This window comes from Amycolatopsis sp. NPDC059657 (assembly GCF_042734395.1).
GTDB lineage: Bacteria > Actinomycetota > Actinomycetes > Mycobacteriales > Pseudonocardiaceae > Amycolatopsis.
This window is the reverse complement of sequence record NZ_JBHWEB010000083.1, coordinates 15195-28331: the sequence shown is the minus strand read 5'-3', so window position 1 is coordinate 28331 and position 13137 is coordinate 15195. Positions and strand designations below refer to the sequence as shown.

The following is a 13137-nucleotide window of genomic DNA, read 5'->3' as shown; positions in this document are numbered from 1 at the left end:
CTCGGTTTTCACGGTTCGAGTGCGATTCGCTGCTCTGTTTCCTGCTCCACCAGCGACCTGGTCCACAACATCGGGTGGTACTCAGCGCGGAGCCAGAGTTCGGCGAGATCCGCGTAGTGCCGGTCGCCGGGGCGCCCGGACTGGCCGGTGGCGAGCACGCTCACCGACCGGTCCCAGTCCGCCAGGTCACAGACCTGGCGGTAGGCGCCGCCGCTGTAGGCGGGCGAGCCGTCCGCACTCTGGCCGAGCTGGCCGGCGCAGACCGTGTCGAGGTCGCCGCCGGTCGGGAACGGGCCACGGTTCACCAGCCTGTCGAGCAGCGGGAGGCCGCCGAACGGATGGCACAGGGTCAGCTGGTGCAACCGCCCGTACCGCCAGTCGCCGACATCCGGCCCGAGCTGTCCGGTCAGTTCCGCCAGTGCTTCCCGCCACGCCCCCGTGAACACCGACTGCCAGTCACGCCCTGGCGGCAGCCAGTCGTCCTCACGCGCGGTCAGCCTTTTGAGCGTGTTGGGCGTGGCGACGTACTCCAGGAATTCCAGGCCGGGCTGCCAGGTGAACATGCCGAGCCCCGCCTTCAGACCAAGCGGCCCGGCCAGGTCCGCGTAGGCATGCTTGAGCAGCGCGGTGCGCAGACTCCAGTAGATCGCGCCCGCGCCGCTGTCCGCGGTGAGCTCGCCGTCCCAGCGGACCAGCGCGTCACGGGCCGCGCGCTCGAGCGGGTTCACGGCCGGCAACCGGTTCGCCAGTCCCGCGAGCTCCAGCCCTGGCAGGCTGAGCACGTCGTTCTGGATCCGGGTGAAGGTCCCGACCTCGTGCTCCCCGGCGCCGAGCAGGTCCGCGATCCGCCTGGCCCGGTAGTCCGGAATCCATTCACCGGGGATCCGCTCGGCCTCTTCGATCCGGTTGTTTGCCGTGACCAGCAGGTTCGTCGCCGGGTCGAGAGCTCGGGGCAACTCGTCCGCGGCGACCAGCCCGGTCCATTCGTGGGTGCCGGTCCAGCCAGGGGCCGGCACGCTTCCGTCGCCGTCCGCGCGCACCGGCACCGCCCCGGCGAGCCGGTACCCGATGTGCCCGTCGACGTCGGCGTAGACGAAGTTCAGCGCGGGCTCGGCCCACCCGTCGAGCGCGCGGTCGAACGCCGCCCAGTCTTCGGCGGCGTTCAACGCCAGCAGGGACGGCAGCAGGCCGCCCGGGATGTTGCCGGTCCAGCAGAACGCCAGTTCCCTTGACCCGCCGAGCACTTCGGTGACGAGCGGTCCGTGCCCGGTCGCGCGGACCTCGACGACCTCGTCGCCGCCGCGCCGCACCGAGATGGTCTCGCGGGTGACCGTCAGCGGCAGCCACCGGTCCCCGTGCAGGTAACGCCCGTCCTCGACGCGTTCCTCGAACAGGTCCTGGACGTCGGCGCGCGCGTTCGAGAACCCCCACGCGATCCGGTCGTTGTGCCCGGTCACCACGCCGGGCGCGCCGGGCAGGCCGGCGCCGGTCACATGGAAGTCGGGCGCGTGCAGGTGGTTCTGGTACCAGATCGCCGGGAAGGAGATGTTCAGATGCGGATCGCAGGCGAGCAACGGCTTGCCGTGCTTGCTCAGCTTTCCCGACACGGCCCAGGCATTGCTGCCCTGAGCGACGTGGGAGCTACCCAGCAACGGGTCGGCAGGCAGCTCTGGGGACTCGGCTGCGGGCACCGTCGAGCACTGGCCCGGCAGGTACCCGAGGTCGTGCCGGGCGGCCGCATCGGGCCCGAGCGCGTCGACGATCCTGGCGCGCAACACCTCCGACGCCCAGTTCCCGGACATGCTCAGGCCGAGCGCCTTGCCCCAGACGAGCACGTCCACCGCGGTCCACGGCCGGGGCCGATGGCCGAGCAGCCGGAATTCCGGGGGAAGACCGCGACGCGTGCCGAGGCAGGCGTTGACACCGCGGACGTAGGCCTCGACCGCCGCACGGGTCGCACTGTCCAAAAGCGACACTTCGGCCTCGGCCGTTCGCCTGAGCCCGAGTGTCCTCGCGAACCGGTCGCCGTCGAGCGCGTCCGGGCCGACCAGTTCAGCCAGCTCGCCGCGGCCCAGCCGTCGTTGCAGTTCCATCTGCCACAGCCGGTCCCGCGCGTGGAGAAAACCCTGCGCGGCGAACAGGTCCGCCCGGTTCCGCGCGTAGACGTGCGGGACTCCCCACCGGTCACGCAGCACCTCGACCGGCTCGGACAGCACCGTGACGCGGATTCGCTCCCGGCTGCGGGCCCGTGGTGGTATGGCGATCCTGGCCGCGACGGAAACCAGCCGCACCGCGTCGGCGAGCAGCCTGAGCCTCACGGAGCGCCCGCCGTCTGCAGTTCCGGCCTGGTGGCCCGCTCGGTGCTCAGCCGGGAGACGACGGTCGTTCGTGAACCGGTGTACTTGCCCGCGTAGTTGACCGCTTCGCCCTGCATGGACCAGAAGGCGAGCTTGCCGACGATCATGCCCGGATAGACCCGCACCGGCGCGGCCACCTTGATCTCGAGCGTCCATGGGAACACCGCGCCGCTGTGTCCGAGCGGCGCGGAGTACTGGATCCAGATCCCGAGCGTGCTGACCGAGCGGCTCGCGTACAGCGTCGCGGCATAATGCGAGCTGCCCATCGCCTCCATCGTGGCACCGAGATAGAGCCGGTCCGGCAGCAGCACGACGCCTTCCGTGCCGATCGCCTCGCGATGCGCGACGGGCGCTTCAAAACAGTCGACGATCTCGTCCTCGTACCACAGGAGATCGGCCGCCAGCCGAAAGCCGTAACTGTTGGGCTCCAGCCGTTCCCGGTCATAGTCGTCGATGTGGATACGACCGGCCAGCACCTCACGGTCGATGTCACTGCCGGTCAGGATCACTGCCAGCCTTCCAGTATCTCGGTGGCCCGTTCCCGGAACCGGGCGAGCTCCCCGCTGTTGTCGATGACGACCTCGGGGTGGATCAAGTCCAGTTCGGCGGTCGACCGGTCCGAGTGGCTGAGATCGCCGCGACGCGTGAGCCTCGCCGTGCGAACCGCCTCGTCGGCGGTGACCCGGACGATCCGGAACCCGTGACGCCGCAGCGCTACCGCGTCCACGTGCGGATCGCGCAGGTCATCGTTGACCACGACATCGGCTTTGATCGTGGCAAGGCGCCGGAGGAAGTCGGTGGCCAGCGACGCCGGCTGGATTCGGCGGAGCTCGCCTGCGAGGTTTTCCATCAGGATCTGGTCCTGCGCACCCGGCGGGACTTTCATCCCCGCGACGGCGTAGACCTTGTCCTGCAGCGTGTAGAGCGGGGCCGCCAGTTTCACCGTGGCGAAGCTCAAGCCTCGATCGGCGGCGAACTCCGCGGCCAACGCCGCGAAGGTCGACTTCCCACAGCCGGTCAGCCCGATTATCGAGAGCAGCACCGGGTTTCGTCCGATCAACACCACGTCAGCGCACCGCCGCGCCGGCACGGAGCACGACATCGGGATCGACGTCCAAGGTCCCGCGCAGGCGGATCATCGGCACGTTCCCGAGGTGCGCGGGCAGTGCGGACAGTGCGGCGTAGAAGGCCGCGTAGTCAGGGACCAAGTAGGACTGCCAGCCGAAGAATGTGGTGTCGACCTGCCGGTCCACGATCTTGTTGAGCTGTGCCCATCGCTCGTTGGGGTCAGTGAGATGCCGGGTCGTCATCGGCTCGCCTGGACGCACCTCGGGCAACAGAAGTGCCGCGAGCCGCCGCGGCTCGGCGGTGAACTCGGTGCCCAGCCACTGTTCGAAGACATCGGGATCGAGCAGAAGCTTCTTGTCGGGCAGCAACTGGTCCACCCCGGGCGCGACTGTCGCGCGAACCAGCTTCGTGAGCGCGGGATCCGCGAGGATGGTGCCAACGCCGACGTACGGGTAGTCCCGCCAAGGGTAGACGTCGACGCCACCCTCGACCGGGCGGCAGAACAGCTTGTCACCGGTGAAGTAGCTCCAGGAGGAGTTGCGGAGCATCGAAAGCATTGTGGTGGTCTTGCCAGCGCCCTTCGGCCCGGCGATGACCAGTGCCGTGGTCTCGTCGCGGACCGCCGAAGCGTGCAGCACCACCGTGCCGCGGGACTCCTGGTCCCGGATGACCAGGTCACGGACGAAGTCCAGCATCTGCACCTTCGACCTGGCCGTGATGCGGATTTCGAAGGTGTTGTCCACTCTGACGTCTCTGGGCACGTCGAGCAGGGTCGCCCCGTTGACGTAGTGGCGGCGCCCCGGCCTGTCGACGACATGGGCGTGGAAGCTGAATGCCGCGGCGCTGCTGCGCCTGATCACCGACTGCTCGATCTCCCACACCGACGCGGGGACGTCGACGTCGGGCCGGTAGCCGCGCACGGCGATCCGGAAGGTCGGCTCGCCGTCCGGGCGCTCGGACATCAGGTGCCGGAAGAACGCCCGCACCGGGGCGTAGGTCTCGGCCGCGTCGTCGGCGACGTCGAACAGCACGGTGGTGCCCAGGAAATTCAGGTACTCGATCACAGTGTTCCCTTGCTGGACTTGAGGTTGGCGTGGTCGGGCGGCGCCCCGAAGCCGAGCTGGTGCGCCACCAGAGCGGCTGGCAGCGTGTTGTCCACCACGCCCAGGTCGAGGCCGGCGGACAGGCCCGGCCCGGCGGCGGCGAAGACTGCGTGCAAGCGGTCGGTGCCGGTGTTCACCACGTGCGCTCCGGTCTTGCCCATGGGCCGCACCACGGCACCGCCGTCGACCGCGGCCGACGGCTGGTAGTCGTCGTCGAGCACCAGGAACGCCACGGTGTCCTCGGGGCGCGTCGGCCCGCCGTGTTCGTCGACGAATCCGCGCACCCCGGCCAGTCCGGACAACGAGGCCATCGCCTGCCGCAGGGTCCGTGCGGCGTGGTCGGCGGGTACGACTCCACCTGGCCGTGCGTCGTCGTTGACCACCAGCGAACCGTTGCCCGCCGGGTGGTAGATCACCGAGGACCTGGCGGGGTCGAACGCGCCGTCGGCCGTCGACGCGGCGAATCCGGCCTCGATGAGGTGCTCGTTGACATTGACCTGAAACGCGCTGCCCACCATGCCGTGGTCCGCGGTCAGCAGGACGGTGTCGTCGGGTCCCGCACGGTCGAGCACCCGGCCGAGTGTGCTGTCCGCGTCCTGGTAGCAACGCTTCAGCAACGTCCACACCGCATCGGCCACGTCCGGCCGGTAGGCGAGGCTGGCCGTATCGCACCAGCCCGCGAACTCGTGTCCGACATCGTCGGTCGTCGGCAGGTAGATCACGACCAGGTCGGCGTCGGTCCCGGCGAGCACCGTGCGTGCCGCGCCGTCGAACGCGCGGTGCGCACATCGGACAGAGCCAAGGAAGATCTCTTCCGCGCTGCCGTCGCCGCCGTCTACGAGCCGCGGCCCGAGCAGCCCGGACCGGTAGTACGAACCAACACCTTCGCCTGCGAACAGCGGAGCACGGGCCAGCCGTTCGGTCAGTGCTGTGTCCGAACCCCCGGCACGCGGTGCCCAGATGCCGGTTCGCACCACCGCCGGGCCGCCCGCGTGCACGTACCGGGCCCAAAACCCGAGACCGTCCGGCAACCGCACCGGCGTCCAGTCGTCGTCGGCGCCGAGCTCGTACAACCCGGCGCCGGTATCGAGCCGGACCGCCCCGTCGCGCGCCGTCACCGTGGTCTCGAACCCTGTCACCGGCCAGCTGTGGCGCCAGCCAGGCACGACAGGCAGCCGGTCGTGCCGGGAGCGACGCGAGCTGTAGGCCTCGATCGCGGCCTCGGTTCCGGCCGCCACGTTCCCGTCACCGTCGAATACCCACGGCGCGTGCACGAACGCGCTGCGCACGCCGTGCTCGGCCGCCGTGCGCCAGACCGTCGGCCTGAGCGGAAAGTCGGCGGCAAAACCAGAAGTCACCGCTGCGACGGGTCCGGTCGGCGGTCCCGGAACGGTGAACCCCGTGACGCCATGTTCCGCCGGCCACGTCCCGGTGAACAACGTCGCCAGCGACGGCGGCGTCTGGCAGTTCGGGGCCGGCGGCCTGGCCACGGCGGTGATCCCGCGTTCACGCAGACGGCGGACCGCCGGAAGCGCGCGCTCGGCGTCCATCGCGTTCACGATCCAGCTCGCGGCGGCGTCCCAGACCACCCAGTACACGGTCATGACCACATCCATGGCAGGTCGACGACAGACCCTACGGTCTTCACCGCCGGGGAAACCTGCCCCGCGCGCACCTGGTCCGCGTACTTTCCGGTGCGCACCTGGATGACCTGAGCCCCTGCCGCCAGCCCGCCTTCGATGTCGGTCGACACGTCGTCGCCCACGACGAGACACGCGTCGATCGGGACACCGGCGTCCGCGGCCGCGGTCCGGAAGAACTCAGCCGACGGCTTGCCCACCACCTGGGCCGCTACCTGTGCGGAGTACTCCAAAGCCGCCACGATCGCACCGGAATCGAGGTGATCGCCGTCCGGCCGTTTGAAGTACCGTCCACGTTGCAACGCGACGAGCTCCGCCCCTGCCCGCAGCGCGCGAAACGCGACATCGAGCATCGGATAGCCGAGTACCTCCCGGCAGTCGCCCACCAGCACATGGGTGAACGGCGGCGCGCTCGCCGTGGGAAACAACCCGCGCAGCGAGTCCGACACCAGCGGGAGCACGTGCGCGTCCGACGTCTTGGCGAACAACGCGAGCGCGGCGGAGATCGGCGTGTGAAGCTCGCCTGGCCGCACGTCGAAGCCTGACGCTGTCAGCTCGTCCGCGATCGCCTGCGGCCGCCGGGACTCCACATTGGTCAGATAGCGGATCGCCAGCCCGCTCTCGCGTAACGCCGCCACGGCGCTGACCGCGCCGGGCAGCGCGACGCCGTGGACACAGAGGGTGCCCTCGACGTCGAGCAGCACGGCCTTTACTTCGCGTGGACGCATCTCAGCTCACCTCGATCGCGAGTTCGGGCCGCGCGGCCACCGAGTCGAGCAGGAAGGTCATTTTCGAGTAGTAGCCGCGTTCGTCGGTGAGCCCGTGCTCGCGCAGGAAGCCCTCGAGCCAGGTGGCGATCTCCGCGATCTCCTTCAGCACCGCGCTCTCGTCCGGCTCGAGCACCGTCCGGCTGCGCAGGTACTCCACTTCGCACTGGTTGAGCACCATTTCCGGGGCTTCGATGAGGCTGACGTGGTCGAAGAAGATGCCGTAGACGTGACCGGTGCGGGTGGACTCGAAGTTCACGTCGTAGCGGACCCGCCGGAACGACGGCAGCCGGGTGGCCGACACGCCCAGTTCGTCGCGCACGTAGGCGTCGAAGCCCGCCGCCGGGCGTACCCCGTAGGTATGGCTTTCCCTGCGCTCGAAGGCATCCGACTCGAACCACTTGCGCTTGACCAGGTTGGCGCCGTCGGTGGTGGGCACGAACGAGACGTACCCGCGGTCGGCTTCGGGCGCGGTCACCTGGAACAGATGGTTGAAGTAGTCCCAGGCCTGAAACTCGTCGCGGTACTCCATGAGGTAACCGGACAGCGCGCCCGCTCGCAGCCGCCGGTACAGCTCCACGGTCAGCGTCCAGATGTCGACCGGTGGTTCCAGCGTGTACTTGTACTCGAGTTCCTTGCCCGCGAAGCATTTCCGGTAGTACTTCTGATGGTTGTTCAGAAACAGTGACTCGCCCGCGTGCCGGTCGAGGAACTCGTCCAGCCATCCGAGATCGTCGGGCCCGGTCACGGCGACCGGCTCCGGGGTGAGCCGGATGAAGCAGGCGTCCTCGGCGAGGAACCGGATCTGGGCATACAGGTGGGCCAGGTACCGGCCATCCTCGAAGACCGCGCTGACATAGCACAGCGGCACAATCGGCTGCCGCAGACCGTCCTCAGTGGACACCGCGGCGGCGATGACCCGCAGGGCCTGTCCCGGCAGCATGTCACCGAAGATCTCGGCACCGTCGGCGCTCGCCTCGGCCCGGTGGGCACCATCGACAGAACCCGCTCGCAACCGCACCTCGCCGAGTTCGTCCCAACTCAGCACAACCGTGTTCACCGGATCACCGTCTTCGAGCGGAGCTTGCAGTGGAACCACCACGACCGGATCACCGCCGCGCGGACGCGCCGTCCCGTTCAGGTAGCCGAGCTTGCCCAGCACCAGCCAGGCGGCCCGTTCACTGTCCGTCATCGTCCTTGCCTTTCACCGTTCACGGTCACCATTCCGTCGCTGATCACGACTTCTTCCGCGGTACGGACACCCGTGGCCGCCACCGCGGGCACCCCTGCCTCACGCAGCAGGATCGCCAGATGGCCCAGCGTCGAGCCCTGTTCGAAGACGAACCCGGCAACGTGTCCAATAAGGACGGACAAGACCGCGTACGGGCGGCTGGCGTGGATGATCGGTTTTTCTTCCAGCGCCTTGATCTTCTCGACGATCGTGGCGAGCCCCGCGTACTCTGAAAGGTCGGCCGACTTCGAGATGCTCACCGCCGGGCCGATCGAAAGTCTGCTCAGCAGTTCGTCCTGGTCGAGCGGGTACAGCCGCCCGACGGCGGTGCCCGGCGAGATCCGCACGCCGCCCGAAGACGTCACGACCATCGGGTCGTCACCGAGGATCGAGTAGTCCACGAAGTAGATCCGGTCGTCGGCGTAGACGCACTCGATCGTGACGGATCCGTACTTCGCCCGCATGGCGGCGGCGAAGTCCTTGAGCTGCCCAAGATGCGGGAGCAGCCCCACCGCGTCCTCGTGCGCGGTCGGCGTGTCGACCTCGCCGGAGGCCGACATGACCAGCGTCTGCCCGCCCGCGGTGCCCCGGTTGAGCGCCATCAGCCCGGCCGAGCTGTACTCAACGACCACGCCGTGATCGGCTTCGCGGACGATCACCCCGAGCTCACCGCGGATGTAATCACGCACGACCGCGGCGCGCAGCGCAGTCCCGTCCGGACCGGCTCCGGTGAGCTCGGCCAGCCTGGCGAGCACGTCCTCCTTCGCCACCACGATCTGCCTGAGGTTGTCGCCCAGGTCGAGCACGCATTCGCCAGAGCTTCCGGTGGCCAGCTCCGCGCGCAGCCTGGCGGCGGTCTCCTCATCGTGGAGGCCACGCCCGTTGAAATGGAGTACCCAGCCCGCGCCGACCGCGACGCCGTTGGCGGCGGCCAGCCGGTACGCCGGGCCGCGCTTGGCGACGTATCCACTGTAGACAGCGGCGACGTCACCGAGTTCGAACGACGCAGGCACCTGGTCGAAGTACAGGCTGCACGCGGCGCCCACCGGTTCCTTGACCTCCGCGCGGTCGAGCGTGGCGGTCAGCGGGCGGATCTGGATCAGCCAGACGCCGCTCTCGTCCGCGGCCCACTCGATGTCGACGTCGTGCCCGTGCTGTTCCTTTAGCAGCCCAGCCAGCTCGACCACCGCCGAAAGCTCGACGAGGTGCTCAGTGCCCAGGTCACTCGAATCCACGGTCGTCGGCGCCGCCACGCCGGCGACGAGCCTGTCGGCGAGACCGGTCACGTACTCGATCGTGGTCCGCTCGCGCTCGCCTGCCGCCAGCCCGGTGAACGCGATACCGGCAATGACCGGATCGATCTGCTCCTGCACGATGACCGCCAGCCGCGGCAACGCCTCGAAGTCGCCGTCGCGCACCCTGGCGGCGACGGCAGGCGCGGCGTAGTACGAGCGCCAGCACTGCTCGACGGCTGCCACGACCTCATCCGGCCCGCGCACCCCGAGCACGGTGTCGTGCACTCCGGCGAGGCTGCTCGTCGCCGTGTCCTCGCGGATACCGGAGGAGCGGACCGCGAGCACATCGGATTCATCGAACACCTCCCGCAACCGAGCGACGAGCAGGTTCCGTTCGCACTCGGGGAAGGTGATCTGCTCTGCCAGCTCCGCGATCCGCGCCACCGACTCGGCGAAAAACGCGCCCACGGTCGCACGCAGGTCCTCGAACGCCTCGGCCAGCTGCTCCAGCAACCCGGTGTCGATCGCGTCGTCGAAGACCTGCTCCGGCACGCAGAACGCCGGTGGCACCCGGAACCGGCTGCTCGCCTCGGCCAGCGCGGCGAACTTCGGGCCGACACTTCCCGGAACGAGCGTGGCACCGAGCCCTGGGAACCGGTCTCGGGCGAACTGCTTCTCGAAATCGACGTGGATATCGCTGGACCGAGGTCCGGACGCGCCCTGGTATTTGCCTTCGTACAACTGGATCTCCCCCTGCGTGCGCCACCACATCATCTGGCCGATGTTGATACCGGCATAGACCCGGACGCTGTGGCTCGTGTAAAGCTGGAGCGTCCATTGCCCCTTGTAGCCGATATCCCCCAGACTCGCCGACAAGTTGATGAAGATGCCCAGCCTGGCTATCGACGAGCGCGCGGCGAATGTAGGCGCGTAATGGTCGCTGCCGAGGATTTCGATCGTGTGAGCCAGAAAAAGCCTCCCCGGCTCCAGCACGTAACCCTCGTCCGGGATCTCGATCTCGTCGAACTCGTTGACCTGACGTGGGTCGAGGCAACCAGGCCGGTAGACCCGCAGCGTCCGGCCGAGCCGGAAGTTGTAGCTGTTCGGGTTGACCTGCTCCGGAAAGAACGGATCGATGGTGATGCGGCCGTTTCGCCACTCACGCTCGATTTCACGACCGGTGAGAATCATTTCGGGCACCCGGCTTCCGGGTGGTGGAACAGGCAGCCGATCATGGCCGCCACCCCGCCGATCACCGGATCGTTCTCACTGGGCATCCCTCTGGTCATGCCGCCCGCGTAGCCGTCACCGAACACGTAAAGCCCCCAATTCACGGCGAAATCACTTATCGCGTCGTCACCCGGTTCCCGGAACGGCTCCGGGTCCGGTGAAACCCGTTCCTGCACCACGAAGCTGTGCGAAGCGGCGTACGTCAGCGTGTCGAGCCAGGTGCGCTCGTCACAGGCCCAGCCCGGCACGATCCCCCCGGCGCTGAAGCCCGACGAGGGCTTGAGTACCAGGCCGGTTCGCCGGGCCCGGCAGTAGTCGAACAGGTCCACGCGCCCCTCGGGTGACACCACCTCGCCGGGCACGAGCGGACGGCTCCACGGCAGGATCCGGTCGATCACCGCGAGCTCGTCGGCGGCGAACACCTGCCGGTTGCGCTCGTCCGAGAGCATCGCCAGCGATCTCTTGTTGCTGTACAAGGAGTACTCGAAGGGCAGGAACATCGGCGTCGTCCTGGCCTCATGCGCCAGCAGGAAAGGCTCGGCGAGTTCGAAGCCGCCTGCCGTGCCCGCGATCTCCTTGAGCCCGAAGAACCGGTAGAGCAGATCGACCTTCGCACCATGCAGGAAGACGCCGTCCGCCGAAGCCCGCAGCTCCCCCATCGCGCAGCTCCGGACTTCCAGCGCTGGCCCGTCGAGCCGCTCGGCCAGCATCTCGAAGCTTTCGATGTGGTGCTCGTAACTGCCAGGCCAGTCGGTCAGCACGACAAGTGGGCGCTCGCCGCCCGTTTCCCGGCGGGCGTGGCGTGTCAACTCGGCCGCGATCGCGGCAAGCGGATCGTGAAAGCCGAGTTCGTGTTCTTCGGCGAACCGGGCGAACTCGGGCGCGGCGAGCAGCGCGCGGTTGATGTCCACCCACTCCATGCCGCCGATGGAGCTGCCGAGGTTGAACTCCAGCAGTTTGAGCTCACCACCACGCAGGTACAGATCACCCCGGCCGAACACCGTCGGTTCGGCGACGCGGGTCCGCCCGGCGAGGCTGATCTGGGCCTCGGTCAGGCCGAGCGCGCGGCCGTAGGCGGCAAAGTCCCCCTCGAACAACCGGTCCGGCAGTGACACCAGCAGGTCGAACAGGAATCGCATGTCGGCGCCCGCCCGACGAGCTTTCTCTTCGGCGAGGAAGAGGGGACGGGAAAGGAGGCCACGCACATCCCTGGCCCTGATGCCCGGGGGAATGGCGACCCGGTCCATGAGACCGGCGAACGGGCCGCCGGGCCGCGCCAGTTCAAGGTAGGCCGTCGTGACGTCAGGCCTCACTTTCGACCTCGATCCGGATATCCGCCACCGCGTCTCGCGCGAGTGCCAGCGCACGATCCGCGTCCTCGGCGACGACGATCACGAAGCCGCTGCGGTCATCGCTGCTGCGCAATTCCGGCAGCAGATCGCCTGGCTCACGGGTGAACTCCGCTTCGCGGACACCCGCGCGCAGCCTGGCTTCGTCCACACCGGACACCGAGACAAGTCTTCCAGCGGGCGGTGTGAGGAACAGGATCGCCATCGCCCGTCCGGCAGGCACTTCTTCCGGCGGCAGCGGCCGGTCACCGGAGGCGACCGCGAACGCAGCCTCGACCAGGTGCACGCCGTATGCGCCCGCGACCAGGTCGGTGATCCGGTCGCCGCCGACCCGGTCATGTGACTCCACGATCACCGGTCCGTCCTCGCCGAGGATCACCTCGGTGTGCCCGAGGCCGTCGGTCAGCCCGATGACGTCGAGGAACCGGAGGACGAGGCCGCGGATCGCCGCGTCCTCCGCCGGGGTGAGCCTGGCGGGCACGACGTGCCCGGCCTCCACACCGTTGGCGCCGAGGAACTTCTCGGTGATCGCGACCAGTCGGTGCTCCCCGCCGAGGGAAAGCGACTCGACACTGAACTCGCGACCCTCGACGAACTGCTCCGCGAGGAAACGTTCGCAGCCGGACTCCCGAAGGCTCGCCACCGCCGCGGGCAGTTCGGTGACATCGTCGATCCGGAAGATCTGCCTGCTGCCCACGCCGTCGATCGGCTTGAGCATGATCGGATAGCCGCGTTCACCGAACGCGCGGCACCCGGCTTCGTCGGTGACTTCGGCGTGCCGCACGATCAACGCCGGCTCGTGTTGAAGACTTCGGCGCATCGCCAGCTTGTCCCGCAGCATCGCACTCGCCCGCGCGGACACGCCGGGCACGCCGAGCGCCTCCCGCATCCTGGCCGCGGGGACGAGCGCGTGCTCGGTCATCGCGATGATCTGATCGATCGGCTTGACCGCGTGCAGCGCCCGCAGCACCGGCACGATGAGGTCGAGGTCGGTGTAGTCCAGCAGCAACGCGGCCGCCGACGCGTCCCGATGCTGATCGGTGAACTGGGCCGGGTGCTGCAGATGCACCACTTCGTAACCCTGCCGCCACGCGGACTCGAGGTTCTTCGCCTTGCCACCGACGACAACGACGCGCCAGTTCCCCGTCACAGTCGCA

Annotated in this window: 10 protein-coding genes; all 10 read right to left on the bottom strand. The window is 68.7% G+C overall.

All coding sequences use genetic code 11. The annotated features are described in order from the left end of the window. Positions 1–8: 8 nt before the first annotated feature. From ACFV15_RS33715 to ACFV15_RS33670, 10 genes are read right to left on the bottom strand one after another with little or no spacing between them, the layout of a single operon-like run. Positions 9–2318, bottom strand: coding sequence for a penicillin acylase family protein (locus ACFV15_RS33715; protein WP_378355541.1), 2310 nt, complete (start codon positions 2316–2318; stop codon positions 9–11). Continuing rightward, positions 2315–2866 (bottom strand): deoxycytidine triphosphate deaminase, encoded by a 552-nt coding sequence (locus ACFV15_RS33710; protein ID WP_378355540.1) that lies wholly within the window; start codon positions 2864–2866, stop codon positions 2315–2317. The genes ACFV15_RS33715 and ACFV15_RS33710 overlap by 4 nt, the downstream gene beginning before the upstream one ends. Continuing rightward, a complete protein-coding gene (locus ACFV15_RS33705; RefSeq protein ID WP_378355539.1) occupies positions 2863–3420 on the bottom strand; it encodes a hypothetical protein in 558 nt (185 codons plus the stop codon). Before ACFV15_RS33705 ends, ACFV15_RS33710 begins: the two co-directional genes overlap by 4 nt. 4 nt (positions 3421–3424) lie before the next feature. Next, positions 3425–4489 (bottom strand): hypothetical protein, encoded by a 1065-nt coding sequence (locus tag ACFV15_RS33700; RefSeq protein WP_378355537.1) that lies wholly within the window; start codon positions 4487–4489, stop codon positions 3425–3427. Further along, entirely contained in the window at positions 4486–6132 is a 1647-nt protein-coding gene (locus tag ACFV15_RS33695; protein WP_378355536.1) for an alkaline phosphatase family protein, read from the bottom strand. The genes ACFV15_RS33700 and ACFV15_RS33695 overlap by 4 nt, the downstream gene beginning before the upstream one ends. Then, positions 6129–6896 carry an HAD hydrolase-like protein gene (locus ACFV15_RS33690; RefSeq protein WP_378355534.1) on the bottom strand — a complete coding sequence of 256 codons (768 nt, stop codon included), beginning with the start codon at positions 6894–6896 and terminating at the stop codon, positions 6129–6131. The genes ACFV15_RS33695 and ACFV15_RS33690 overlap by 4 nt, the downstream gene beginning before the upstream one ends. A gap of 1 nt (position 6897) precedes the next feature. Beyond that, the gene (locus ACFV15_RS33685; RefSeq protein WP_378355533.1) at positions 6898–8127 is read right to left on the bottom strand and encodes a hypothetical protein; all 1230 of its coding nucleotides are present in this window, start codon (positions 8125–8127) and stop codon (positions 6898–6900) included. Continuing rightward, positions 8124–10592: a PEP/pyruvate-binding domain-containing protein gene (locus ACFV15_RS33680; RefSeq protein WP_378355531.1), complete on the bottom strand. Its 2469-nt coding sequence runs from the start codon at positions 10590–10592 to the stop codon at positions 8124–8126. Before ACFV15_RS33680 ends, ACFV15_RS33685 begins: the two co-directional genes overlap by 4 nt. After that, positions 10589–11944 carry a hypothetical protein gene (locus tag ACFV15_RS33675; RefSeq protein ID WP_378355529.1) on the bottom strand — a complete coding sequence of 452 codons (1356 nt, stop codon included), beginning with the start codon at positions 11942–11944 and terminating at the stop codon, positions 10589–10591. Before ACFV15_RS33675 ends, ACFV15_RS33680 begins: the two co-directional genes overlap by 4 nt. After that, positions 11934–13130 carry an ATP-grasp domain-containing protein gene (locus tag ACFV15_RS33670; RefSeq protein WP_378355527.1) on the bottom strand — a complete coding sequence of 399 codons (1197 nt, stop codon included), beginning with the start codon at positions 13128–13130 and terminating at the stop codon, positions 11934–11936. Before ACFV15_RS33670 ends, ACFV15_RS33675 begins: the two co-directional genes overlap by 11 nt. Positions 13131–13137 lie beyond the last annotated feature (7 nt).

Coding starts and splice junctions, on each gene's coding strand:
- ACFV15_RS33680 (WP_378355531.1), bottom strand. CDS start 10,592: ATGATTCTCACCGGTCGTGAAATCGAGCGTGAGTGGCGAAACGGCCGC.
- ACFV15_RS33685 (WP_378355533.1), bottom strand. CDS start 8,127: ATGACGGACAGTGAACGGGCCGCCTGGCTGGTGCTGGGCAAGCTCGGC.
- ACFV15_RS33695 (WP_378355536.1), bottom strand. CDS start 6,132: ATGACCGTGTACTGGGTGGTCTGGGACGCCGCCGCGAGCTGGATCGTG.
- ACFV15_RS33690 (WP_378355534.1), bottom strand. CDS start 6,896: ATGCGTCCACGCGAAGTAAAGGCCGTGCTGCTCGACGTCGAGGGCACC.